Source organism: Kitasatospora sp. CM 4170, from assembly GCF_032110285.1.
Classification (GTDB): domain Bacteria; phylum Actinomycetota; class Actinomycetes; order Streptomycetales; family Streptomycetaceae; genus Kitasatospora; species Kitasatospora aburaviensis.
Genome location: NZ_CP134877.1, coordinates 1,555,778 through 1,579,591 on the forward strand (window position 1 = coordinate 1,555,778; position 23,814 = coordinate 1,579,591).

The following is a 23,814-nucleotide window of genomic DNA, read 5'->3' on the forward strand; positions in this document are numbered from 1 at the left end:
CGTCGGGAACCCGGTCTTCGACGGCTGCTCTACGCCGCGAGGGACTGCGCGGCGTCGCGGATGACGTCGAGCACGAGGCCCGGGTGCGAGAGCATGGGCACGTGGCTGCTGTCGACGTCATGGGTCTTCGCCCCCATGCGCTCGGCGGCGGCCCGCTGCAGGTCCGGGTTCACGGTGCGGTCGTCGTTCGCGACGATGTACCAACTCGGCGTCGTGCGCCAGGCGGTACCGGGAACCTGCTGGTCGAACAGGTCGGGGACGGGCACGGCGCCCGTTGCGAGAACGAGCTTCTGCTCGGCCGCCGGCAGATCGCCGCAGAAGTCGCCGACGCCCGACTCCAGGAGCCAGATGCGGCCGTCGGCGACGTCGATGTGGTCGAAGACCGGCATGCGGGGGAACTTGTTCTGCTGGTCCTGTGAGGTCTCGTCCTCGTCCGGGCCGAGCGCCGCGATGTAGACCAGAGCGCCCACGCGGTCGTGGACGCCGGCCTTGGTGATCAGGGTCCCGCCGTAGGAGTGACCGACGAGTACGACCGGGCCGGGCACGTGGTTGATGGCGCGGGTGACGCACGCGACGTCGCCTTCGAGTGAATCGAGGCCGTGCTGCGAGCTGTAGACCTCGTGCCCCTCGGCCTGGAGCGCGGGGATGAGCTTGTTGAAGCACGACCCGTCGGCCCAGAGCCCGTGGGCGAAGACGATGCTGGCCTTGTTGGCCATGAGTTCCTCCTAGGACGTCAAGCCACGACGGCGAGAACTACACCGAGTATTCACGCCGTCACCCTTCGCGGCGAGCCGTACGGGTCCGCAGGTCTGCGCATCCGGGCCATCGTGGCCATCATGGAACTGCGGCCGACGGGCAGGAGGGCAACGCGATGGAGCTGTTCCCGGCGATGCCACTCGCCGAGTGGCGGGACACGAAGGAGACGCTGCACCGCTTCACGCAGGTGGTGGGCAAGGTCCGCCTTGCGGCGAGCGTGCGGCGCAACCACTGGTGGAACGTCCCCTTCCACCTCAGCGGGCGCGGAATCACCACACGGCCGATGGGACAGGTCGACGGCAACCCGATCTTCACCGTCGACTTCGACTTCGTCGCCCACCGGCTGGTCGTCTCGACGGCGGACGGCAGGTCGGCGTCCTTCCCGCTCGTCGGCCAGTCCGTCGCCTCGTTCTACCGGCAGACCCTGGAGACGCTGGCGGCGCTGGGCATCCGGGTGGAGCTTCCACTCCCCCGGCCCTACCGGCTGGCCGACGCCGACCGGCCGTTCGCCGAGGACTTCGAGCACGCGGCCTACGATCCCGTCTGGGCGAATCGCTACTGGCAGGTGCTCGCCCAGGTCTCGCTGGTGCTGGAGGAGTTCGCGGCGCGCTTCTCGGGCAAGGTCAGCCCCGTCCACCTCTTCTGGCACTCGTTCGACATCGCCCACACCCGGTTCTCCGAACGCGCCCTCGACCAGCCGGCACAAGTGGACCCCGTGACCCGCGAGGCGTACTCGCGGGAGCTGATCAGCTTCGGGTTCTGGTTCGGCGACGCCAACCTGGGCGAAGCGGCGTTCTACTCCTACACGGCCCCCGAGCCCGAGCACCTGGCCGAGGACCCGCTGACACCCGCATCCGCCCGGTGGATCGAGCTGGGCGGCAGCCACCTGGCGGTACTGCCCTACGACGCGGCCCGTGCCGAGGCCGATCCCCGAGCGACCGTCCTCGCCTTCTACGAGAGCGCCTACCGCGCCGGAGCCCACCGCGCCGCCTGGGACGTCGACCGCCTCGCCTGCCCGGGCGGCATCACCGATCCGCGGCTGCCGATCCCGCCGCTCTGAAGCGGCTCAGTGCAGGTGCAGCTGCCAGTCGGCGGGAACCTTGCCGTGCGGGCCGGGGGTCGGCTGGGAGACCGGGTGCGCGGCGGGCGCCGCCAGCTCCGGTCCCTCGTAGTACTGCTCGGTCTCGACGTTCCACAGCCACGCCTCACCGGGCTCGAAACTGGCCAGGAAGGGGTGCCCCGCCTCCCGCGCATGCCTCGTCCCGTGCTGCGAGGGCGATGAGTCGCAGCAGCCGATGTGCCCGCACGCGGCACAGCGCCGCAGGTGGAACCACCACCCCGGCCCGTCCCCGGCCAGGCACTCCACACACCCCTCGCCGCTCGGCCGCACGGCGGGATCGATCCCCTGGATCGGGCTGTCAGCCATCGGACACACCTCCCGATGAAGGCTCGGCCCGGGTACCGGTTCGGCACGCCGACGCCGAAGCCGTCGACTCTCTGCCAACCTCAACCAGCCGGTTCGCACGGAGATTCCGTGACGAGCACCGGCATGGCCCACCGGCCCGCAGGGGCAGGCCTTCATGACGTGAGCGGCCGCACCTGCGCACGTCGCCGACGTCCGCCGCCTCGTCGTGGACAACCCGCCCGGGGAGCGCCTGCGCAGGCCCGGCCAGGATGCGGAACGCGTCCTGCAGCGCATCGGCTCGCCGGCTCGCCGACACCGGCGGCCCGACCCCGGACAGAGATTGAACCTTCACGTCGACGGGCCCAGACCGTGGTGATCCGGATCACGGGTGAACTCCTCGTGCTGTGCCTCGGGTTCAGCGCGCCCCGGGGTTGAGCGGACGTCCTGTTCGGTTCCCCGCGCGCGGCCGGGCAGCCGGGGCCCCGAAGGACAGCAGTCTCCTCGACCGGTCCGCTCCTGTCAGTCCGGATGGTTCCGGGTTCTGCGCCGCGCGGCGCGTGGCTACCGTCCCAACCGCTCGACACCCGGCGGTCCGGACAGGCCGCCGTCACGCGCCCTCAGGAGGTCACGTTGACCGCGCACCACCCCACCCGCAGGAGCATCCCCAGGTCCGCCGGCGGGCTCGGCGCCGCACCGGCACCGGGCGCCGCGGGCTCGTCGGCGATCGACGGCGTCATCGACCGCCTGCGCACGGCGTGAGGGGCGCACCGGTGTTCGCCTCCATCACCCGCCGGGCCTCCCGCCACGCCTCGCGCCTGACCCTGGCCGCGGCCGCCCTGCTGCTGCCCCTCACCGTGCCGGCCGCCCCCGCCTCGGCCGCTCCCGCCGCGATCGCCGGGTTCGCGGCGTCCTGCCCGGCCGCCGGCTACATCTCCCAGGGCTACACCCCGGAGCACAACGGCATCGACATCGCCAACGACTACGGCACCCCGATCTACGCGGTCGGCGACGGCCGGGTGCTGGTCTCCGGCCCGGCGCAGGGCTACGGCCAGTGGATCCGCATCCTGCACCCCGACGGAACCATCACCGAGTACGGGCACATGCGCGAGCGGGACGTGGCCACCGGCGACCACGTGACGGCGGGTCAGCTGATCGCCTACATGGGCAGCGAGGGCACCTCCAGCGGACCGCACCTGCACCTGCGGGTCTGGGCCGACCCGGACGCGACCGTGCGCACCGACCCGATCCCCTACCTCGCGGAGCGCGGGATGACCATGCCCTGCACTCCGGGGACCGGCCCCCGCCCCGCCCCGCTGGTGTATCCGGCGCAGTCGGGCAAGGTGGTGTCGGCGCGGTCGGCGGACGGCCGGCTGGAGGTGTTCGCGGCCGGTGCGGGCGGCGTCTCGCACGCCTGGCAGACCGCCGTCAGCGGAGCCTGGTCCGACTGGGAGACCCTCGGCGGACCGGGCGGCGCCGAGCTGGCCATCGGCTCGAACCCGGACGGCCGCCTGGAGATGTTCGCCATCAACGGCACCACCTTCCAGCACCGCTACCAACTCCAGCCCTCCGGCGCCTGGTCCGCGTGGGAGACCTTCGGCGGCGGCGGCCACTCCATCGCCGCCGGAGCCAACCAGGACGGCCGCCTCGAAGTCTTCGCCTCCGGCCCCGCCGGCCTCTTCCACAAGTACCAGACCGCACCCAACAGCGGCTGGTCCGACTGGGAACCGGCCGGCGGCGGCCCCGCCGACAGCCGCATCGCACTCGGCAAGGCCCCCGACGGCCGCCTCGAAGTCTTCGCCCTCAACGCCACCACCTTCCAACACCAGTGGCAGACCGCCGTCAACGGCGCCTGGTCCACCTGGGAGACCTTCGGCGGCGGCGGCCACGACCTCACCGTCGACCACAACCAGGACGGCCGCCTCGAAGTCTTCGCCTCCGGCCCCGTCGGCGCCTTCCACAAGTACCAGACCAGCCCCACCACATGGTCCGACTGGGAACCCGCCGACGGACCCGCCGACTCCCAACTCACCAGCCAGCCGACCGCGGACGGCCGCATCGAGGTGTTCGCCATCAACGGCAGCACCGCACAACACACCTGGCAGACCAACCTGAACGCGCCGTACGGCCCGTGGGACACCTTCGGCGGCGCCGGCACCGAGATCGTCGCCACCGCCAACGCCGACGGCCGGATCGAGGTGTTCGGCACCAGCAGCGCCGGCGTCTACCACAAGTGGCAGACCGGCTTCGCCACCTGGTCCGACTGGGCCTGGCTCAACACCACCGCCGGACCCGCCGTCAGTTGAGGAGCCATCACGTGACCAGCACGCAACACTCCCGCCGGGCGCCCCACCGGATCCTGCTGTCCGCACTCGCCGCGCTCGGCGTGGCGGCGGGCCTGATGGTCGGTGCCACGCCCGCGCCGGCCGCCACCGGCATCGACCTGTGCGCCGAGGTCGGCTACAACGCGGGGTTCCGGGGCGACGCCCTGGTGACCGCGATCGCCGTCGGCATGGCCGAGTCCAGCTGCAACCCGCTGGCGTCCAACGTCCAGAACAACACCCCGCCGTCCACCGACCGCGGACTGTGGGAGATCAACGACTACTGGCACTCCGAGGTCACCGACGCCTGCGCCTACAACGCCCAGTGCAATGCGGACGCGACCTTCCGCATCTCCAACGGCGGCACCAACTGGCAGCCCTGGTCGACCTACAACGCGGGCGCCCACCTGCGGTACATGGACGCGGCGCGGGCCGCCGCGGACCGGCTCGGCCATCACGAGCCCGGACCGGCACCGCTGGTGTATCCGGCGCAGTCGGGCAAGGTGGTGTCGGCGCGGTCGGCGGACGGCCGGCTGGAGGTGTTCGCGGCCGGTGCGGGCGGCGTCTCGCACGCCTGGCAGACCGCCGTCAGCGGAGCCTGGTCCGACTGGGAGACCCTCGGCGGACCGGGCGGCGCCGAGCTGGCCATCGGCTCGAACCCGGACGGCCGCCTGGAGATGTTCGCCATCAACGGCACCACCTTCCAGCACCGCTACCAACTCCAGCCCTCCGGCGCCTGGTCCGCCTGGGAGACCTTCGGCGGCGGCGGCCACTCCATCGCCGCCGGAGCCAACCAGGACGGCCGCCTCGAAGTCTTCGCCTCCGGCCCCGCCGGCATCTTCCACAAGTACCAGACCGCACCCAACAGCGGCTGGTCCGACTGGGAACCGGCCGGCGGCGGCCCCGCCGACAGCCGCATCTCACTCGGCAAGGCCCCCGACGGCCGACTCGAAGTCTTCGCCCTCAACGCCACCACCTTCCAACACCAGTGGCAGACCGCCGTCAACGGCGCCTGGTCCACCTGGGAGACCTTCGGCGGCGGCGGCCACGACCTCACCGTCGACCACAACCAGGACGGCCGCCTCGAAGTCTTCGCCTCCGGCCCCGCCGGCGTCTTCCACAAGTACCAGACCAGCCCCACCACATGGTCCGACTGGGAACCCGCCGACGGACCCGCCGACTCCCAACTGACCAGTGAGCGTTCGCCCGACGGGCGGGTGGAGGTGTTCGCCATCAACGGCAGCACCGCGCAGCACCTCTGGCAGACCGGGGTCAACGCTCCGTACGGCCGGTGGGACACCTTCGGCGGCGCCGGCACCGAGGTCGTCGCCACCGCCAACGCCGACGGCCGGATCGAGGTGTTCGGCACCAGCAGCGCCGGCGTCTACCACAAGTGGCAGACCGGCTTCGCCACCTGGTCCGACTGGGCCTGGCTCAACACCACCGCCGGACCCGCCCTCCCCTGACCACGCCGGCACTCCTGGAGAACGACGATGTCCCCGATCGGCAGGCGCGGCCTGCGGCGGGCGGCCGGAGCGGGAGCACTCGTGCTCCCGCTCGCGGGCCGTACCGCACCCGCGGCAGCCACCGGCGCCTCCGCCTCGCTTCGCTCGGACCCGGGGGCGCCGATGCGCTGACCGCCCGTCCGCCTGCACGCCCCGACCTCCCGACCTCCCCGGTCTCCCCGTCACGTGGCCTGCGCCACCATACGGTTTATTGTCATGCTCAAGGAGGTAACGTTCCGTCCGTCCGACAACGCTCGGCAGGCGAAACGGGGAAGCGGTGCGCGGGACGGAGGAACGGTGAGCGGGATTCTCGTCCACCTGCCGGAGGGGAACGGCGAGGACGCGGTGACCTTGCGGCTCGGTCCGGGAGAGCGGGCGCGCTTCGGCCGCGGCTCCGCCGGCACGCCGGTGGAGCTCCGGCTCGGCGACGAGACGGTCTCCCGGCTGGCCGGCGAGATCCACGCGACCGACGACCACTGGCAGTTGAGCAACCTCAGCAACACCCACGCCTACCTGGTGGAGAACCCGGAGGGCGCCGGCGAGTACCTGCGGGTGCCGCCGCGGCGCATCGGCGCGCCGATCCCGTTCGAGTTCTCCCGGGTGGTGCTGCCCTCACGGCGTGAAACACCGCTGTCCTTCCAGGTGTTCGCGCCCGACCACGTCTACCTGGACCCGCACGCCCGCGGTGGCGGCTCCCGGGAGAGCCGCACCATGACGGCGTACTCGCTGGACGAGACCGCCACCTACTTCCTGGTCCTGGTCGCGCTCTGCGAACCGTGGCTGCGCGACCGCTCCCCCGCCGCCGTGCCCACCACCCCCCAGGTGGTCGCGCGGCTGCGCGACCACCCCGCCTGCGCCCGGCTGACCGCCCGAGCGGTCAGCTCGCACCTCGACTACCTCGCCGACGAGAAGCTCCGCATCGACCTGCCCGACGACGCGGGCCGTGCGGACCGCCGCAACGGCAAGCGCGAGGCCGTCGTGGGACTCGCCCTGAAGTTCGGCATCGTTCGCGAGGAGCACCTCGCCCTCCTGCCGCGCCCCGAAGCCTCCGAGCACCGGAGGTAGGGGCCCGATGGTGCACGCCCCGGCCTTCCGCGGGTCCGGCCAGGAACTGCTGCCCGCCGGCCACCGGGTCGGCGATTGGATCGTCACCGAGCCCATCGGCGAGGGCGGCTGGGCCACCGTCTACGCCGCCCGCCGGGCCGAGGAGGCCACCGGCGCCGCCGCCACGGACGGCCCGGGCGGTGCCCACCCCACGGACGGCCCGGTCGGCCCGGTCGGTGCCGACGACACGGTGGCCCTCAAGGTGCTGCCGACCGCAGGACTCGCCCCCCGCCAGGCCCGCCAGGTCACCGAGGCCGCCCGCCGCGAGGCCGAGCTGGCCCGGACCGCCCCGCACCCCCGGCTGGTCCGCCTGCTCGACACCCTCACCCTGGCCGCTCCGGACCACCCCGCGCTCGACGGCGCGACCGTCCTGGTCATGGAACGCGCCCGGGGCACCCTGCGCGACCTGCTCGCCACCGGCGTCGACGAGGACCGGGGCGGCCGGATCATCGCCGGCATCTGCGAGGGCCTGGCCCACCTGCACCGCTCCGGCTGGGTCCACACGGACCTCAAGCCCGAGAACGTCCTCATCGGCCGGGACGGCGAGGTCCGCCTCTCCGACTTCGGCCTCGCCATCGAACTCACCGGCACCCACGGCCACTCCGCCCCCATGGGCACCCCCGACTACCTCCCGCCGGAACGCTGGAAGGAACCGCTGGGCGAACACGGCGTCAGGATCCGTTCCACCGCCGACATCTGGGCGCTCGGCATCGTGATCCACGAGGTGTTCGCCGCCGGCGTCCCGCCGTTCCCCGGGGCCACCCCGACCGCCCGCAGCGCCGCCGCCCAGCAGTACGCCGAGGGCCGCGCCGACCTGCGCCTGGCCGCCGGCGTCCCGCCGTTCTGGCGCGCCCTCGCCGCCGACTGCCTCGCCCCCACCCACGCGGCCCGCGCCCCGCACACCGCCGAAAGCCTGCTCGCCCGCATCCGTGCCCACCGGTCCGGCCGCCGCTCCCACCGCCCACGACCGCGCACCGCCCTGCTCGCCCTCGCCGGCTGCGCCGCGGCCGCCGCCGTCACCGCCGCCGTGTTCTGGCCGCACCCCGGCCCGGCCGACCACCCCACCCGGGTCCGGGTCTTCAACGCCGAACGCGGCTGCCAGGACCGCACCGACCGCGACCCCCGGTGCAGCCTCGGCCTCGCCGTCGACCCCCTGCGCCCCTACACCGCCGAGAACGTGATCCCCACCCGGGTCTGGCACGACGACCTCCTCGACGCCGACTGCCAACTCCCCACCGGCCTCCCCGTCATCGACGAGGAGGACCGCACCTCCACCCTCTGGTACCGCGTCCACCTCCCCGGCCCCACCACCGCCTGGCTCCCCGCCGTCCGCACCAAGGACCGCCCCACCCTCGTGCGCTGCCCCTGACCGGGTGTCCGGGCCGCGGTGCCGCGCGGGCTCCTCCGGATCTTTCCGGATTCCGCGGCCCGGACTCCCGTCACTAGCGTCGACGGCGTCCGCCGGACCGGCCGGCCCGGAGTCCAGGGAGCAGCGATGCCGACGACCGTCACCACCAGCCGGCCGAGCGCCGCCGCGCTCGGGTCCCAGGAGCGCGAGGTGCTGCACGCGGTCGGCTGCGGCCTGCGGGACGACGAGATCGCCGCCGCCCTCGCCATCTCCGAGGAGGCCGTGGCCGGGCACCTCGCGCGGATCCTCGGGAAGTTCGGGCTGCGCGACCGGGCCGCCGCCATCGTCCACGCCTTCGACTGCGGCGTGGTCGCGCCCGGTTGCGGCCCCCGTACGCGGGTGCCGGGCCCGGTGCCGCGGAGCGCCGCCGGCCGGGCGGCCGGACCGCGGGTGCAGATCTCCGTCCTCGGACCGCTGCGGGCCTGGCGGGACGGGCGGGCCCTCGACCTGGGGCACCTGCGCCAGCAGGCCGTACTGGCGGCACTGGCGTTGCACGCGGGGCGGGCCGTCAGCCAGCAGGAGCTGCTGGACGGTGTCTGGGGGTCCGAGCAGCCGGTCACGAACGTGGTGCCGGTCCACGTCTACCGCCTCCGCAAGACCCTGCGCCTCGGGGCCAGCCCGGACTCGGTGATCGAGCACGACCGGTGCGGCTACCGGTTGGTGTCCGGCGCGGCCGAGGTGGACCTGGCGCGCATGGAGACCCTGGTCACCGACGCCGGGACGGCCCATCGCGCGGGCGACCCGACCGAGGCGGTCCGCCTCTGCGCCCGGGCGCTGGACCTGTTCCGCGGGGAGGTCCTGGCCGGACTGCCCGGCCCGCTCGCCGAGCTGGAGCGGCTGCGGCTCACCGAGCGCAGGATCGCCGTCGCGCAGCGGAAGCTGGAGTGGCAGTTGCGGCTGGGCCAGTGCTCCGAGGCGACCGCCGAGCTGTTCGCCCTGTCCGCGGAGCACCCCCTGAACGAGCCGGTCGCCGCGATGCTGATGCGGGCGCTGTACCGCAGCGGCCGACAGGCCGACGCCCTGGCCGTGTTCGACCGCGCCCGCCGCCGGCTGGCCGACGACCTGGGGGTCGCTCCGAGTCGGATGCTGCAGCAGACCTGCCGGCTGATCCTCGCCGGGGACCAGAGCCTCGTCTTCCGGACCGAGGCCGGCCCGGGCCGCACCGCGGCCGTGCGGTGAGGCCCGGGCCGGCTCCACGGGTCACGCTCAGGAGGCGAAGGCCCGTTCCAGCCGGGGGATCAGGTCCCGGAGGTCCTGTTCCCAGCAGCCGCCGTTGTGGCCGCCGTTGCAGTGGGTGCCCCAGCCGGAGCCGTCGCCGTAGTCGACGTAGTGGTAGGACATGCCCAGGGCGTCCATGCGGTCCTTGACGTGCTTGGACGCGCCTTCGAGCCAGAACTCCAGGTCGGTGGGGACGCCGCCCCCGTTGCCCACGTAGATGGAGACCCCGACTCCGGCGAGCTTGAGCTTGTCCATGTGCTGGGACGGGTCGGCCGCGTTCCACCGCCAGTCCACGTTGAACACCGGGTAGGGCGAGCCGAACAGGGCGTCGCTGTCCACGCCGGGCTTGTACGGGTCGTTGGTGGGGTCGCCGCAGAATCCGGAGGCCGACCCGCAGATCGCGCCCTGCGCGTCGATGAGGGAGGCGACGACGGCCAGCCGCAGGTCCATGGAGTCGGCCGACAGGTCGATGTCCCCGGACAGGGACGCGGTCTGGCTGAACAGTTCGGGGTGGTCCTGGGCGTAGTGGAGGGCCCCGAAGCCGCCCATGGAGACGCCCGCGACGGCCCTGGCCTTCTTGGTGGCGACGGTCCGCAGGTTCGCGTCGATGAACGGGATCACCTGCTGGAGGTGGAAGTTCTCCCAGTTCTGGGCTCCGAGCTGGGTGTTCTGGTTGAGCCAGTTGGCGTACCAGCCCCGGGCGCCGCCGTCCGGGATGACGGTGATCATCGAGTCGGACATGGTCAGCGCCGGATAGTTCTGCTGGACGGGGTCGTCGGGTGAGCCGTGCAGGAAGTACAGCACGGGGTAGCGCCTGGTCGGGTCGTCGTAGTACCCGCCCGGCAGGATGATCTTGATGTGGTGCCGGCCCGTGACCTCCGGTGTGGTCACGGTGAGGTAGAAGTTGGTCGGGCCGCCCACGGCCGGTTCGACCTGGGTCAGGCCGAACCCGTTCGCCATCGGCGGCGGCGCCCCGGTGCCGCCGGCGGCCCGCGCCGTGCCCGCCGTCGTGGCCGTTGCCACGACGGCGGCCAGCAGGGCCACCACCATGCGCCACCGACTCCATGTCCTCGTCACGGTGTTCCCCCTCGTGGGTGTTGTCGCTGTGCGGATCGGGAGCATCAGTCCAGGACCTTGATCTCCAGCGCCGGTGAGGCGGCGATCTGGTCCTCGGTGTACCGCTCGGTCACCCACTGGCCGGCCGAGAACAGCCTGGTCTGGTCCGAGTAGTGGGGCGAGTTCGGGTTGGCCGACTGGGAGTAGGCCAGCAGCGAGGCGGCCTGTGGCGGGCCGTCGGCGGTGAACCGCGTCTCCTGGACGAAGCTGGAGCCGAAGGTGATGTCCAGCTTGCCGTCGACCGTTCCGGGGGTGACCACGTTCAGCACGCCCAGTTCGTGGACCGCCCCGTGGATCGGGATCTGCTCGGCGTTGCGGGTGATCTTCTGGACCTCCGACAGCGACGCGTTCAACGGAATGCCCGCATTGCGCAGCGCGAGGACGGCCCGGGCGAGCGCGTCGCGGACGGCGGAGCTGCCGGGGTCCAGCGAGTTGGGCGTGTGCACCGGGTCCTTGGGGTCGAAGGGAACCCGCCACGGCAGCTTCTCGATCGCCTGGCCGTTGGTCAGGAGGTACCAGAGGTTCTCGAACAGCCAGGACCCTCGGCTGTCGGCGGTGTACTTGTGGTTCCAGGCGGCCAGGATCGGGCAGGCCTCGCTCACGTTGACCAGGTTGCCGTCCACCAGGACGAGCCCGAAGGGCTGGCTGCGGCACGTGCTCACCGTGGCGTTGAGGGCCAGGTCGGCCGCCCTGCTGTTGTCGGCGAACAGCAACTGCCGCATGGTCTCCGGGGTGAAGCCCCGGCCCGGCAGGCCGTCGCTGCCGCTGATCCGGTTCTGCGCGGTCAGGATCAGCTCCTGGGTGCGCAGCGAGCGGGGCGCCGCGGTGTCGCCCATCACCCTGGGGAAGGACAGCGGCTGCTCGGGGTTGGCCAGCCAGGCGCTGTCGTTGGCGTTGCCCACGAAGTCGGACCGGATCAGGCGCGGCTGCTTGTGCGGGTCCAGCAGGCCCGGCGCGACGGCGTTCGGGTCGTTCGGCCAGTCGCACTCGCTGCGCTTGCCGTCGAAGACGGAGACCGGCGGCACGTTGGGCAGCCGCAGCTGCTGGTTGAACAGCACCTGGCCGGTCAGCGTGAGGCAGGACCGGGCGTGCTCGTCGGTGATGTTCGGGGCGGCCTGGATGTCCGCGTACAGCGCGTTGCCCTTGCGGTCGGAGGCGACGGTGTTGAAGAACGGCACGCCCTGCGTGGTCTCCAGGGTGTTCACCACGTCGTTGACGTCCTTGGCCTGGTCGAGGTGGAACCAGGTGTTCAACGCCCGCAGGTTGTCCGTGTTCGCGTCGCGCACCGCGTGCGCGCTCACCACCCAGGGCAGCGCGACGCCGTGCACCGAGGTGGTGATCGGGCCGTAACGGGTGGACCACAACGTCCGGGTGACCCTGCCGATGGAGCCGTCCGGCTTCAGTACGTCGACCCCGACCTGCTGCGAGGTCATCTGCTGCCAGGCGCCGTCCACCAGGTAGTTGGTCGGGTGCAGCGGGTCCACCTGCACGTCGAACAGCCCGAACGGGGCCACCGTGGCGACGGTGTGGCTCCAGGCGACGTCGTCGGTGTGCCCGATGTTGACCGCGGGGAGTCCGAGCAGGCTGGCCCCGGAGACGTTGAACCTTCCCGGGATCGTCAGCTGGCTCTGCCACATCCGGTTCTTGCCCTGCCACGGGAAGTGCGGATTGGCCAGCAGCATGCTGGTGCCGGTGCCCGCGGCCACGCCCTGCGACCCGACCGCCAGGGCGTTGCTGCCCATGCTGCCCTGTTGGCGGCTCGCGGCCATGGCCTCGCGGATCTTCGTCGCGGTCTCCTCCGCGGAGGCCGCGGGCGCCGCGGCGGCGGACGGCGCGGCGGCCGAGGCTCCCGGGGGTGCGGCGTTCACCTCGCCGTCCAGCAGCGGATCGGCGCTGCCCATGATGATCTCGGCGTGCGCGTGCCGGTAGACGTCCAGCTCGGTGATCGGCCGCACCCAGGCCGCGCCGCGGCAGGCCGGGTCCGAGAGGTTGTTCACGCCGGTCTCGGCCAGGTAGCGGTTGTACCCCTGGACGTAGCCGCGGATGGCCTCCTTGACCTCCGGCTCCGGCCCGTTGGGGGCGGGCTGGTCGAGCAGCCGCTCCACCACCCGGTCGTCGTTCATCCGCTGGAAGTACAGGTCGCTGTTGAGATTGGTGGTGCTGTTCTGGTTCTGGCCGGGGCTCGCCTTGCCGTCGGCCCCCAGGTAGCGGGACCTCTGGGCGTTGACCATCAGGTAGGTGTCGGCCAGGGTGCAGATGTTGTCCTTGGCCGCCGCGTATCCGTACCCCTCGCCCAGCCCCTCCATCGTCGAGGCGATGATGTGCGGGATCCCGTACTCGGTGTACCGGATCGTCGGCTTGTCCGGCCCCGTGACGGCGGCCGGTGTGCCGGTGGCCGGTGCTCCGGCCGCCGCCACCGTGCTCATCAGTGCCGCCACGGCCATGACCGCGATCGGCAGCCTCGCTTCGAGTCTCCTCCGTGCCATCGAGTCGTCCTTCCCCCTGCGGTCCGTTTGACTGAGCGCGGCCAGGCTAGGGAGGGCCGATGACATCCCGATGAAGCGGTCGCACCCCGGGGCGCCGAGCCGCGGGAAACGGGTCACCGCCTGTCAGCGGCGGACGCTGCCGGCCGTTGACAGGCGGTGAAGGAGTTCGGCCACGCGACCCGGCCGCCGGTCGTTCCGTGCTTACGCGGGATACCAGGCGCCGTTGTACCAGACCTCGTTGGCGCTGTCGTTGTGGTGATCCATGTTGAAGTCTTCGGGGTAGTTGTGGACGTGGTTGTACGGGTAGGTCCAGATGCCGGCGGACTCGTCGCAGACGTAGTCCCAGTGGCAGATCGTCTTGACGGGCACGTTGCCGAAGAACTTGTCGGCGCCGGCGAGCGGAGCTCCGATGAAGCCGCCGAACGGCACGGCCCCGCCGTTGGCCCCGGGAGGGCCCTGGCGCTTGGGGTCCGAGACGAGGACGGCGTTGACGTTGCCGAAGGTCTGCCAGTTCTCGGTGACCCAGACGTGCACCACCCCGGCCCCCAGCGAGTACCCGCCGATCTTGACGTGCTGGCCCGGGCAGGCGGCGCGCTGGTCACGGACCAGTCGGTTCAGCTCGTTGACGCCCGCCCGCGTGCTCGCACCGTTGGGGATCTGGGTGGGATACCCGACGTGCTGCTGGATGTTGCCGGTGAACCCGTCGTTGTTCCACGAGCTGCCGGTGCCCCCGACGACGATCGTGTAGGTGCCCTCGCACGGAGCCGTCACGCGCGTGGTGGCCGCCCGGGCCGTGGCACCCTGGGCCGCCGTCAGCCCGACCGTCAGCAGGACTCCGGCCGCCGCGGCCGCGATCCTTCGTGCTCGCATTCGTTCCTCCCCACGCAGTCGGCCCACGCGCCCGCTCTCCGATGCGGCGGGCGCTCCGCCGAGATCACCGGACGACAGTGGCAGCGGTCGATGACAGCCCGATGAAGTCGCGGATCAGCACGCCCACGCCGGCGGCGACCGGGGGGCCGGTCTCCTCCGCCTTCGCCGGGGGTGTCACGGGGTGGCGCCGATGGGGACGGCCATGGCCGCGGCCTCGGTGGCGTCGGCGGGCACTGCGGCTTCCTGGCGGCGCAGGTCGAGCACGATGAGGACGGCGGCGGCGACGCCCAGGTAGATGAGCAGGGTGGTCAGTGCCCGGCCGGTTCCGTGGCCGTCGAAGTAGATCGTGTGGTGCAGCAGGATGTAGGCGTTCCGGGGCGGCAGGTAGGGGCCGATGTCGCGCCAGAAGGCGGGCAGGTAGGGCACGCCGGTTGCGCCGCCGGCGGACGGGTTGCCGAACAGCATGATCACGACGACCGTCAGCAGGGTGCCCACCGGCCCGAGCAGCTTCTGCAGGATCGCGGCGACGAAGGCGACCACGACGACGATCAGCGTGCAGATGGGCCAGGTGATCCAGAACTTGCTGCTGGGGAACCCCTGCAGCCAGTAGCAGACGATCAGATCGATGACGAGGCCGCTCACGACGGCGAACCCGGCGAGCTGGGCGGCGCGCCACCGGCCTGCCGCCCTGCCGGTCGCGGCCATCAGCAGGGTCGAGCTCATGTATCCGCCGATGAGCAGCGGAACCAGCATGAGCCCCTGGACGAGGCCGAAGGGGTCCTTGGCCGCGAGCGGTGTCGGGGCGTACTGCTGCACCGTCACGGTCTGGCCGGTGGCCTTGGCCGCGTCCTCGAACCTCACCGCGAGGTCGAGCGGTGCCAGATCGCTCATCGACGGCACGACGATCAGCGTGTTCGAGGCGCCCGAGGAGATCAGCGCGCCGAAGATCCGGGCCTCGTCCATCGCGGTCCTGGCCGCGGCCTCGTCCGGGTACTGGGTGACCTTCAGGGAGATGTTCTGCTCGGCCGCGGCCAGGACGGGCGAGGTGCCGACCGCGCCGAACGGCAGGTCGGTGGCCTTGGGGGCGTGCGAGGCGCTCATGTAGTTGGTGGCGAACAGGCACTGCATGACGGCGCAGATGCCCAGCGCCGCGAGGATTCCGATCATCGCGCGCCGGCGGTCGGGGGGAGCCGCCGCGGGGGCCGTCGGTCCGGTGGCGTCGCTCTCCCCGCCGGCGGCCCGGGCCGCCGCCCTGGCCGGGCGGATACGGCCGTACCAGCCGATGACGGCCATTCCGGCGAATGCGTAGAGGAACAGCACGATCAGTGGGGTGGAGATGTCGCTCCCGCCGAAGTAGAGCACGTGATTGATCAGGTTGACTGCGCTCTGCGCCGGGAAGATCACCCCGATGTTGCGCCAGTACACCGGAAGCAGGTACGTGCCCGACCCCCCGGCCGGCGGGCCGCCGATGACGATGAAGAGCAACGCCACGATCAGGGTGCCCATCCTGCCCACCATGGCCTGCAACCCGGCAGCGGCCAGCGCCACCGCCGAGGTGATGAGCCAGAAGCACGGCAGCAACGACCAGAAATGGCTGCTGGAGTACGCGCCGATCCCCAAGCCGGCGATCAGGTCGGTCAGCAGCGCCCCCACCAGCGCGTAGCCGACCAGGATGGCCCCACGCCACGGCGCGGCGGCGACGCCGTGGGCCGCCTTGTAGACCAGCACGGCGGCCAGGTATCCGCCGATCAGCAGGGGCAGCAGCAACAGCGACGTGACGGCGCCGACCGGGTCGGTGGGGGCGAGCGGCTTGACGGTCTGCACCGTCAGCGGTCGGTCCAGCTTGTGCGCCGCCGCCACGAACGCGGGCTCCAGCTCGGTCTGGGCGAAGAAGCTCTTCGACGGGACCACGATCAACGTGTCGGCCGAGCCGCCGCTGACGTAGGCGCCGTACAGCTCGCCCCGGTCCGCGGCGGCCGTCGCGGCGGACTGGTCCTCGTAGGAGGTCAGCGCCAGCCCCACGCGCGACGCCACCTCGGCGACCACGGGCGAGGGCGGCCCGGCCACGCCGAAGGGCATGTTCCGTGGCACGAGCAGCTGCTGGGCGCTGACGAGGCACAACGCGAGCAGGGCCTGCACGAAGAGCACCAGCCCCAGCGCGAACACGATCTTCGCCAGGGCACTTCGTCCGCCCGTGGCCGAAGCCGCCTGCTGTGCCATCCCAGTCCTCCAGCCGACCGTCGGTGCGGGCATCCGAGACGCCAGAGCAATCACCGCACGGGCCCGGTCCGGCGGCAATCCGGACCACGGGTGACGTAGTGCATCCGGCCTACCGGAGGCCGAGGCCGCTGCCGGGGCCGCTGCCGCCCCCACCGGGGCACGTGCCCGCGGGCCGGTGGGGCCCGCGGGCACGTCAGGGCCGTGCTTGCCCGGCGGCGTCGGACCCGGCTTCTATCCTCGGGGGCATGACGATTCACCGCATGGACAACGTCGGCATCGTCGTCGACGATCTCGACGCCGCCATCGCCTTCTTCACCGAGCTCGGCATGGAGCTGGAGGGCAGGATGCCGATCGAGGGGAGCTGGGCGGGAAGCGTCGTCGGGCTCGCCGACATGCGCAGCGAGATCGCGATGATGCGGATCCCGGACGGCCCGGGCCGACTCGAACTGGCGAAGTACCACACCCCGGAGGCGATCACCCCCGAGCCGGAGATCACCCCGGCGAACACGCTGGGCCTGCACCGCGTCATGTTCGCCGTCGACGACATCGAGGACACCCTCGCCCGCCTGCGCCCGCACGGCGCCGAACTCGTCGGCGAGGTGGCGCGCTACGAGGACAGCTACCTGCTCTGCTACCTCCGCGGGCCGAGCGGAATCATCCTCGCGCTGGCCGAACAGCTGGGCTGAGGTGGACGGTCCGGCCCCCGAGTACGGTGCGGATCGGCCTCAGCGCCGCGAGCTCCTCCGGCGGGCAGTCCAGCGGGTCGGCGGGCCAGAGGGTGAGGTCCGCCAGCGCGCCGGGGCGCAGGCTCCCGCGCGTGCCGCTCTCGCCGAGCAACCGGGCCGCGTCGACGGTGTGCAGGGCGATCGCCTCGGCCCGGGTGATCGCGTTCTCGGCGCCCTGCGCGCCGGCCACGGTCTGCCGGGTCGTCATGCCCCAGACCGAGACCATCGCACCGTAGGGCCCGACCGGGAAGTCCGAGCCGGCCGCCAGCAGCGCACCCTCGTCCAGCCACTCGCGCAGCGGGAAGATGCCGCGCACCCGCTCGGCGCCCCAGGCCCTGATCTGGGCCGTCGCCGCATCGTGCAGCAGCGGGTGCTGGACGGTGACCGGGATGCCGAGCGCGATCGCGCGAGCCCGCTGGTCGGGCCGGGCCAGCCCGCCGTGTTCGACCACCAGGGTGCCCGGGGCCAGGCCGGGGCGGTCCTTGAGCACCCGTTCGAATACGTCCAGCAGCGTGCGGAGGCCGCGGTCCCCCCAGGCGTGCACACCGACCCGCCAGCCGCGCGCGACCACCCGGTCGACCGCAGCCGCCAGCTCCTCCGGCTCCCAGAGCAGGGTGCCGTGGTAGCACGGGCGGCCTTCGTAGGGTTCGTCCAGCGCACCCGCCTCGATGCCGCCGTCGATGCCGAACTTCACGCCCCAGACGCTCAGCCAGGCGTCGCCCTCGGCGCGCCAGGGCTCCATCCGGTCGAGCAGTTCGTCCACCTGCGCGGGCGTGCGGGCGCCGAAGCCGGAGACCAGGGCGCGCACCCGCACGCCCAGCGCACCGGCCTGCCGGGCCGCGCGCAGCACGTCGAGGTCCTCCACCGGGACCAGGCAGTCGCGGACCGTGCCGATCCCGGTCGCGGCGTAGTCGGCGGAGGCGGCCCGCAGGCCGTCGATCCGGTCGGCGAGGGCGGGGCGCGGCAGCACCCGTTCGGCCAGGGCGACCGCCTTGTCGACCAGCCGGCCGGTCAGCCGGCCCTGCTCGTCCCGCTCGATCACGCCGCCGGGCGGGGGTTCGGTGGCGTCGGTGATGCCGGCCAGTCGCAGCGCGGGCGTGTTGAGCACCATGTTGTAGGCGCCGCGCCGCACCAGCACCGGGTGCCGGTCGGTGGCCGCGTCCAGTTCCGCGGTGCGGGGCAGGCGCTGTTCGGCGAGGTTGACCTCCTGCCAGTTGATCGTGGTGCGGATCCACTGCCCGGGGGGCGTGTCCGCCGCCCGCTCACGGATCAGGGCGAGGAACTCGCCGAGGTCGCGGGCCCGGTGGACCGGCACGTCGTGGACGCTGTGCGCGGCGAGGATCAGATGGGTGTGGGTGTCGTCGAAGGCGGGCAGCATGGTGGCGCCGGGCAGGTCCAGCACCTCCGTCGCCGGGCCGATCAGGTGGTCCAGGCCGTCGGCCGCGGCCGACAGCGCGGTGATCCGGTCACCGGTGACGGCCAGCGCACGACGCGGCGCCTCGCCGGGGACGAGCGTGTGGACGGCGCCGGACCGGATCAGCAGGTCGGCGGGGGCGTGGTCGGTCACGGCGGCATCTCCTCCGACGTCGTGGCGCCCGGTCGGGCGGCGGGTGGGGCTCCGGAGTCGGCTCCGGGTACGGATACGGCTGTCGATTCGGCTACGGATACGGCTGGGCGTCGGGCTCCGGGCGGGCCAGACCGGTGAGCTGCTCGACGTGCCGGAGGCCGGGTTCGGCGAGCAGCTCGTGCAGTTCGGTGAAGACCGCGCGGGCCGCGACGGCGTTCCACTCCGGCGGCAGCAGCGGCGCCGGCAGCCCCGGGTCGAGGTACGGCAGCCGGCGCCACTGGGTGAGCATCGGGACGTACGCGCGGAACGCCTCGACCGGCTCGATCCGCTCGGGCCCGCGCGGGCGCACGCCGGCGGCCACCTGCCCCCAGGCCTCGGTGAACTCGGCGTACTGCGCCTCGATCGCCGGGAAGTCCCACCAGGAGCCGACCGCCGAGCGCAGTTCGGCGAACCCGGCGTACTCGGACAGGAAGAGGTGGACGTACGCACTCAGCCCGAGCCGCTCCAGCAGCCGGCGGGCGTCCGGCAGTACCCGGGCGGGCGCCAGCCAGACCCCGGGGGCGGCGTTGCCGAAACCGAGCCAGCCCAGCCGCGACCGCAGCTGGTGGCGGCTGGCCCGCTCCGACTCGGGGACGGAGAAGACCGCGACCACCCAGCCGTCGGCGAGTTCGGCGGGCGCCAGGCTGTGGAAGATCCGGCGGTCGCCCTCGTCGAAGACGGGGCCCATCGCCGGACTCAGCCGGTAGCCGGTGCCCGCGCGCCGCTCCTGCAGCAGGGTGCCGGCCTTCTTCAGCCGCGAGATGGCCGACCGGACGGCGGGCGCGTCGACGTCCAGTTCGGCCATCAGCGCGATCAGGTCGGCTATCGAGATCCAGCCGCCGAGCCGTCGCACGAACTCGCCGTAGATGGTGTGGATCAGGGAGCTGGGGCGTGGCGTGTTCTCCGGCATGGCGGCCCTCCTCCCGTCGTGGCCTCGCGGGCGCGCGGCCGCGCCGGCGTCCGCGGCGGCCGTCCGGCGTGATCATACTGTCGGAGCGCAGCCACGTGGTCCGGACGGCGGCACGACGGGCGGCTGCAGCACGGCGGGCGGCTGCGGGACGGCCGCCGGTGACCGGGACGGCGGCGCGGCGGGCGCCGAACCCAGGAGCGGGGAGGTGCTCCCGTCGTAGGCGCCGCAGAGCAGCGCCCCCGCCCCGGGTGCGAAGGCGGGCAGCCCGAGCGCGCACAGCAGCTGGTGGACGGTGCAGATCGCGGCGGAGACCACCGGCTTGCCGAGCCGCTGCTCGGCCTCCTCGACGGCCGCCAGCGAGGGCATCTGCACGCAGGCGGAGAGCACCACGGCGTCCGCCTCGTCGTGCGCCAGGCGGGCGGCGATCCCGGGCAGCCGGGCCGGGTCGTGGGCGGCGACCGCCAGGTTGTCGGGGATCTCCAGGGCCGCGTGGTCGGTCACCGTGATGCCCTCGTGCGCCAGGTAGTCCACCACCGTCCGGGCGAGCGGCCGCAGGTAGGGCGCGACCAGTGCGACCTTCTTGGCCCCGAGGACGTGCAGCCCGGCCACCAGGGCGCCCGCGCTGGTCACCACCGGCGCCGGGGCGCCGTTCTCGACGGTGCGCCGGTGCAGCCGCCGCTCGGACTCCCGGTGGTAGCCGGGCCCGTTGCTCATGACCGCCACCAGGCACGCGTAGCCGAGCACGTCGACCCGGGCGTCGGAGAGTTCGAGCGCGCAGCGGTCCGAGTCGGCGTCCATCGCGCGCAGTTGCTCGGGGGTGACCCTGGTCATCCGCATCCGGCTGGAGTGGAAGGTGAAGCGCTCGGGGGCGACCGTCTCCCTGGCCCGCAGCAGGGCCGGGACCTCGGTCTCCATGGTGACGTTGGAGCTCGGGACGATCTGGCCGATCCGGTAGGTGGTCATGCACCCGCCCCTTCGCCGTGGCCGCGGGCTCCGTGTGCGCGGGCGTCGTAGTCGCCGGCGTCGTACCCGTCGGCGTCGTACTCGCCGGCGTCGTACCCGCGGGCGTCGACGACCGGGTTGGCGAGCGTGCCGATCCGCTCGACGGTGGCCTCCACCAGGTCGCCGGGCTGCAGGAACTGCGGCGGGACCAGGCCGGCGCCGACACCGGACGGCGAGCCGGTGGCGATCACGTCGCCGGGCTCCAGGGTCATGCCGGAGGAGATGTCGGCGATCAGCCGGGCGACGCCGAAGAGCATGTGGCGGGTGTTGGAGTCCTGCTTCGTCACGCCGTTGACCTTGAGCGAGAGGTCGAGGTTCTGCGGGTCGGGGATCTCGTCGGCGGTGACCACCACCGGCCCGAACGGGCAGTAGGAGTCCTGGCCCTTGGAGAAGAACCACTGCCCGGAGCGGCGCTGGTCGCGCGCGCTGACGTCGTTGACGATGCTGTAGCCGAAGACGTGCCGCAGCGCGTCGGCCTCGGTGACCCGCCGGGCCGTCCGGCCGATCACCACGGCCAGTTCGCACTCCCAGTCGAGCTGCTTGGTGAGGTCGGCGTTGTGCAGGATCGGCCCGCCGGGGCCGGTGACGGCGGTGGCCGGCTTGCCGAACAGCACCGGGCGGTCCGGCAGTTCGCGCTCGGTGTCGAGCGAGCGGTGCGACTCCTCGACGTGCTCGACGTAGTTGAGGCCGACTCCGACGATCTTGCCGGGGCGCAGCGGCGCGCGCAGCGTGACCCCGGCGAGCGGCAGCCAGGCGTCGTCCGGCGCGGCGGCCAGCAGTGCGCGGGCGGTGGCCAGGGCGGGTTCGCCGGCCCGGATCAGCGCGGCCAGGTCGCCGGGCAGGTCGGCACCGGCGGCGGTGGCGAGCGCCGCCAGGTCGGCCACGCGCTCACCGGTCCGCGCGCCGAGGCGCGGCGTGTCGCTGCCGCCGGCGTGGAAGCTGAGCAGGTGCATCGAAGGGCTCCTTACGAGAGGACGGGCTGGTGGCCGGCGTTGTCCGGGTGGGCCTCCTCGCGGTACATGCCGAGCGAGCGCATCACCGGGAAGTCGTTGAACGAGAAGAGGCAGGCGTCCTCGCCCGGGTCGGAGTTCGCGTGCTCGTGCCAGGCCCAGGACGGAACCACGAAGACGTCGCCCTGCTGCCACTCGAAGCGCTGCCCGGCGATCACCGAGACGCCGCGGCCCTTCGCCGCCGTGTAGACGACCGAGCCGGTGTGCCGGTGCGCGAGGGTGGCCTGGCCCGGGCGCAGCAGTTGCAGGTGGGCGCTCATCGTGGGCATCACCGAACCGCCGGTGACCGGGTTGGCGTACTCCATGATCACGCCGTCGTACGGGGATCCTTCGCCCGCCCGGGCCAGCCGGCGGAGCGCCTCGTAGCTGGGCTCCCAGGGCCAGCCCAGCAGGGGGGAGTACGGGCGGCTCCACGTCTCGACGCCGTACGGCAGCAGGGTGCCGGCGTAGCTGAGCAGCGAGGAGTTCACCACCGTGCCGGGCTGCTGGTAGAGCTCGGGGTGGACTTCGTAGAAGCCGGCGTCGAGCGCGTTGACCAGCGGGATGTCCAGTCCGTCCTGCCAGATCACCGGTTCGTCCGAGGCTTCGTTGCCGTGCTCGTGCCAGGTGTTGTTGGGCGTGATCGCGAAGTCGCGCGGCCCGACCTTGAGCTTCTGGCCGTCCACGATCGTCCAGGCGCCGGTGCCCTCGTGGACGAAGCGCAGTGCGGCGGCCTGGTGGCGGTGCGCGGTCATCGCCTCGCCCGGGCCCATGATCTGCAGGCCGGTGTACAACAGGCCGACGGCCGCGCTCAGTTCACGCCGGCCCGGGTTGACCAGCATCACCACCCGGCGTCCGGCGTCGTCCGCCCGGACCAGCGGCAGCGCCTTGCGGACCAGCGGTGCCAGGTCCGCGTAGCGCCAGAGCACCGGGACGGACCTGGGCTGCGGGTACCAGGGTTCGATCTCGTTCGCCACCGTCCAGAGCGCGCCGGCCTCGTGCTTGGCCAGCTCCTCGTAGTAGGCGGCGAGTTCGGGGCTGTCCCCGACCCGGGCCCGGCCCGGCCGGGTGTCGTCGTAGTCGTTCACGCTTCCTCCTGGTGGGTGCCGCTCTCCTGCTCGGGGCGGGGGCGGTCGGCGCCGGGCCGGTGTCCGTCGGGCCGGTTCGCGCCGGCTGGGTACCCGTCGGGCCGGTGGCCGTCGGACCGGTGGCCCTCGACGTGCACGGGCCGGTGCGGGCTGGCGTCGACGTGCAGCCGGAAGACGTCGAAGCGGTTGTAGTGGCCGACGATGTCGTGCATCTGCTTGGGCTGGACGCAGCGCGCGAGGTCGATCTCGGCGTAGACGATGCCCTCCTCGTCGACCAGCGGCTCCGTGACCGGGCGCCCGTCCGGGCCGAAGACGCCGGAGAGCGCGGCGCGCGGGCGGGCGAGCTGCTTGCGCACCTGCTGGTCCTCGCCGGCCACCAGGTCGACGATCTCGGGCGAGATCGTCGAACAGGACACCACGGTGAACACCTTGCCCTCGAAGCAGTGCGCGGCCGCGCGCAGCGCGATGGCCTCCGCCATGTCGTAGTCGTCGGGCGCGACCGGCAGCGCGATGTAGCTTGCGGCGTGCACCAGTTCGCCCTGGGCGAGCAGCGTGAAGCGGGCCAGCGGGTTGGTGTTCTCACCGCACGCGAGCGCTCCGAGCGGGCCGATCGGCGTCCGGTGCACCACCAGTGAGCTGCCGTCGCCCGGGGCCCAGGTCAGCTTCTCGGCCCAGGTCGGTACGAGCTTGCGGTGCACGCCGAGCAGCCGGCCGTCCGGGCCGATGGTGAGCAGCGTGTTGTACAGGGTGCCCAGGCCGGGCCCGCCGCGCTCGTTGACGCCGATCACCAGGACCACGCCGGTCCGGCGGGCGGCCGCGCAGAGCAGGTCCACGTGCGGGCCGGGGACGTCGATCGAGGCCAGGTAGAGGCGTTCGAACCAGGGCGAACCCTGGACGGGGTTGAGTGTCCAGTTCCAGTAGGGGTAGCCGGGCACGAAGACCTCGGGGAAGACCACCAGTTCGGCGCCGTGCGCGGCCGCCTCGGCGATCAGGGCGACGGCCTTGTCGACGGTGGCGTCCGGGTCCAGGTAGACGGGCGCGGCCTGGACGGCGGCGGCGGTGAAGCGGGGCAGGTGGGGCATCCTCCG

At 72.8% G+C, this 23,814-nt stretch carries 20 protein-coding genes; 8 read left to right on the forward strand and 12 right to left on the reverse strand.

Translation table 11 applies throughout. The features are described from left to right. Window positions 1-29: 29 nt before the first annotated feature. On the reverse strand, window positions 30-716 hold the full coding sequence (locus RMN57_RS06255) for an alpha/beta hydrolase (protein ID WP_313762367.1): 687 nt from the start codon (window positions 714-716) through the stop codon (window positions 30-32). 155 nt (window positions 717-871) lie between these two features. Between RMN57_RS06255 and RMN57_RS06260 the strand changes: the two genes are divergently transcribed. Beyond that, on the forward strand, window positions 872-1,816 hold the full coding sequence (locus RMN57_RS06260; RefSeq protein ID WP_313762368.1) for a DUF5996 family protein: 945 nt from the start codon (window positions 872-874) through the stop codon (window positions 1,814-1,816). 6 nt (window positions 1,817-1,822) lie between these two features. Here the strand turns inward: RMN57_RS06260 and RMN57_RS06265 are convergent, their stop codons facing one another. Beyond that, on the reverse strand, window positions 1,823-2,182 hold the full coding sequence (locus tag RMN57_RS06265; protein WP_313762369.1) for a UBP-type zinc finger domain-containing protein: 360 nt from the start codon (window positions 2,180-2,182) through the stop codon (window positions 1,823-1,825). Window positions 2,183-2,791: 609 nt separating this feature from the next. Here RMN57_RS06265 and RMN57_RS06270 point away from each other — a divergent pair. From RMN57_RS06270 to RMN57_RS06295, 6 genes are all read left to right on the forward strand, one after another. Further along, window positions 2,792-2,920 (forward strand): hypothetical protein, encoded by a 129-nt coding sequence (locus tag RMN57_RS06270; protein ID WP_313762370.1) that lies wholly within the window; start codon window positions 2,792-2,794, stop codon window positions 2,918-2,920. Between the two features lie 11 nt (window positions 2,921-2,931). Beyond that, the gene (locus tag RMN57_RS06275) at window positions 2,932-4,464 is read left to right on the forward strand and encodes a peptidoglycan DD-metalloendopeptidase family protein (RefSeq protein WP_313762371.1); all 1,533 of its coding nucleotides are present in this window, start codon (window positions 2,932-2,934) and stop codon (window positions 4,462-4,464) included. A 95-nt stretch (window positions 4,465-4,559) separates the two neighbouring features. After that, window positions 4,560-5,945 carry a hypothetical protein gene (locus RMN57_RS06280; protein WP_313767728.1) on the forward strand — a complete coding sequence of 462 codons (1,386 nt, stop codon included), beginning with the start codon at window positions 4,560-4,562 and terminating at the stop codon, window positions 5,943-5,945. 336 nt (window positions 5,946-6,281) lie between these two features. Beyond that, window positions 6,282-7,049 carry a serine/threonine protein kinase gene (locus RMN57_RS06285; RefSeq protein WP_313762372.1) on the forward strand — a complete coding sequence of 256 codons (768 nt, stop codon included), beginning with the start codon at window positions 6,282-6,284 and terminating at the stop codon, window positions 7,047-7,049. A gap of 7 nt (window positions 7,050-7,056) precedes the next feature. Beyond that, window positions 7,057-8,457, forward strand: coding sequence for a serine/threonine-protein kinase (locus tag RMN57_RS06290; RefSeq protein WP_313762373.1), 1,401 nt, complete (start codon window positions 7,057-7,059; stop codon window positions 8,455-8,457). Between the two features lie 126 nt (window positions 8,458-8,583). Beyond that, a complete protein-coding gene (locus tag RMN57_RS06295; RefSeq protein WP_313762374.1) occupies window positions 8,584-9,675 on the forward strand; it encodes a BTAD domain-containing putative transcriptional regulator in 1,092 nt (363 codons plus the stop codon). A gap of 27 nt (window positions 9,676-9,702) precedes the next feature. Here the strand turns inward: RMN57_RS06295 and RMN57_RS06300 are convergent, their stop codons facing one another. The 4 genes from RMN57_RS06300 to RMN57_RS06315 form a co-directional block, all read right to left on the reverse strand. Continuing rightward, complete coding sequence (locus RMN57_RS06300; protein WP_313762375.1) at window positions 9,703-10,764, reverse strand: alpha/beta hydrolase-fold protein; 1,062 nt, start codon at window positions 10,762-10,764, stop codon at window positions 9,703-9,705. A gap of 71 nt (window positions 10,765-10,835) precedes the next feature. Then, window positions 10,836-13,316, reverse strand: a complete 2,481-nt coding sequence (locus RMN57_RS06305; protein ID WP_313762376.1) for a penicillin acylase family protein — start codon at window positions 13,314-13,316, stop codon at window positions 10,836-10,838. A gap of 201 nt (window positions 13,317-13,517) precedes the next feature. Then, complete coding sequence (locus RMN57_RS06310; protein ID WP_313762377.1) at window positions 13,518-14,186, reverse strand: cutinase family protein; 669 nt, start codon at window positions 14,184-14,186, stop codon at window positions 13,518-13,520. A 174-nt stretch (window positions 14,187-14,360) separates the two neighbouring features. Next, the gene (locus tag RMN57_RS06315) at window positions 14,361-16,406 is read right to left on the reverse strand and encodes a hypothetical protein (protein ID WP_313762378.1); all 2,046 of its coding nucleotides are present in this window, start codon (window positions 16,404-16,406) and stop codon (window positions 14,361-14,363) included. Window positions 16,407-16,651: 245 nt separating this feature from the next. Here RMN57_RS06315 and RMN57_RS06320 point away from each other — a divergent pair, with 245 nt between their 5' ends. Then, window positions 16,652-17,092 carry a VOC family protein gene (locus RMN57_RS06320; protein WP_313762379.1) on the forward strand — a complete coding sequence of 147 codons (441 nt, stop codon included), beginning with the start codon at window positions 16,652-16,654 and terminating at the stop codon, window positions 17,090-17,092. Here the strand turns inward: RMN57_RS06320 and RMN57_RS06325 are convergent. From RMN57_RS06325 to RMN57_RS06350, 6 genes are all read right to left on the reverse strand, one after another. Next, complete coding sequence (locus RMN57_RS06325; protein WP_313762380.1) at window positions 17,061-18,698, reverse strand: amidohydrolase; 1,638 nt, start codon at window positions 18,696-18,698, stop codon at window positions 17,061-17,063. The two genes, RMN57_RS06320 and RMN57_RS06325, sit on opposite strands and share 32 nt — an antisense overlap. 91 nt (window positions 18,699-18,789) lie before the next feature. Next, entirely contained in the window at window positions 18,790-19,647 is an 858-nt protein-coding gene (locus RMN57_RS06330; RefSeq protein ID WP_313762381.1) for a PaaX family transcriptional regulator C-terminal domain-containing protein, read from the reverse strand. Between the two features lie 72 nt (window positions 19,648-19,719). Further along, a complete protein-coding gene (locus RMN57_RS06335) occupies window positions 19,720-20,610 on the reverse strand; it encodes an Asp/Glu racemase (RefSeq protein WP_313762382.1) in 891 nt (296 codons plus the stop codon). Then, window positions 20,607-21,602, reverse strand: coding sequence for a fumarylacetoacetate hydrolase family protein (locus RMN57_RS06340; RefSeq protein WP_313762383.1), 996 nt, complete (start codon window positions 21,600-21,602; stop codon window positions 20,607-20,609). The genes RMN57_RS06335 and RMN57_RS06340 overlap by 4 nt, the downstream gene beginning before the upstream one ends. A gap of 11 nt (window positions 21,603-21,613) precedes the next feature. Beyond that, a complete protein-coding gene (locus RMN57_RS06345; protein ID WP_313762384.1) occupies window positions 21,614-22,726 on the reverse strand; it encodes a cupin domain-containing protein in 1,113 nt (370 codons plus the stop codon). Continuing rightward, window positions 22,723-23,808 (reverse strand): carbon-nitrogen hydrolase family protein, encoded by a 1,086-nt coding sequence (locus tag RMN57_RS06350; protein WP_313762385.1) that lies wholly within the window; start codon window positions 23,806-23,808, stop codon window positions 22,723-22,725. The genes RMN57_RS06345 and RMN57_RS06350 overlap by 4 nt, the downstream gene beginning before the upstream one ends. Window positions 23,809-23,814: the final 6 nt, after the last annotated feature.

What these genes read in the sequence shown, in the direction of transcription:
- RMN57_RS06255 (WP_313762367.1), bottom strand. Translation starts at nt 716, where the DNA reads ATGGCCAACAAGGCCAGCATCGTCTTCGCCCACGGGCTCTGGGCCGAC.
- RMN57_RS06260 (WP_313762368.1), top strand. Translation starts at nt 872, where the DNA reads ATGGAGCTGTTCCCGGCGATGCCACTCGCCGAGTGGCGGGACACGAAG.
- RMN57_RS06265 (WP_313762369.1), bottom strand. Translation starts at nt 2,182, where the DNA reads ATGGCTGACAGCCCGATCCAGGGGATCGATCCCGCCGTGCGGCCGAGC.
- RMN57_RS06280 (WP_313767728.1), top strand. Translation starts at nt 4,560, where the DNA reads ATGGTCGGTGCCACGCCCGCGCCGGCCGCCACCGGCATCGACCTGTGC.
- RMN57_RS06290 (WP_313762373.1), top strand. Translation starts at nt 7,057, where the DNA reads ATGGTGCACGCCCCGGCCTTCCGCGGGTCCGGCCAGGAACTGCTGCCC.
- RMN57_RS06295 (WP_313762374.1), top strand. Translation starts at nt 8,584, where the DNA reads ATGCCGACGACCGTCACCACCAGCCGGCCGAGCGCCGCCGCGCTCGGG.
- RMN57_RS06300 (WP_313762375.1), bottom strand. Translation starts at nt 10,764, where the DNA reads ATGGTGGTGGCCCTGCTGGCCGCCGTCGTGGCAACGGCCACGACGGCG.
- RMN57_RS06305 (WP_313762376.1), bottom strand. Translation starts at nt 13,316, where the DNA reads ATGGCACGGAGGAGACTCGAAGCGAGGCTGCCGATCGCGGTCATGGCC.
- RMN57_RS06310 (WP_313762377.1), bottom strand. Translation starts at nt 14,186, where the DNA reads ATGCGAGCACGAAGGATCGCGGCCGCGGCGGCCGGAGTCCTGCTGACG.
- RMN57_RS06315 (WP_313762378.1), bottom strand. Translation starts at nt 16,406, where the DNA reads ATGGCACAGCAGGCGGCTTCGGCCACGGGCGGACGAAGTGCCCTGGCG.
- RMN57_RS06320 (WP_313762379.1), top strand. Translation starts at nt 16,652, where the DNA reads ATGACGATTCACCGCATGGACAACGTCGGCATCGTCGTCGACGATCTC.
- RMN57_RS06330 (WP_313762381.1), bottom strand. Translation starts at nt 19,647, where the DNA reads ATGCCGGAGAACACGCCACGCCCCAGCTCCCTGATCCACACCATCTAC.
- RMN57_RS06335 (WP_313762382.1), bottom strand. Translation starts at nt 20,610, where the DNA reads ATGACCACCTACCGGATCGGCCAGATCGTCCCGAGCTCCAACGTCACC.
- RMN57_RS06340 (WP_313762383.1), bottom strand. Translation starts at nt 21,602, where the DNA reads ATGCACCTGCTCAGCTTCCACGCCGGCGGCAGCGACACGCCGCGCCTC.
- RMN57_RS06350 (WP_313762385.1), bottom strand. Translation starts at nt 23,808, where the DNA reads ATGCCCCACCTGCCCCGCTTCACCGCCGCCGCCGTCCAGGCCGCGCCC.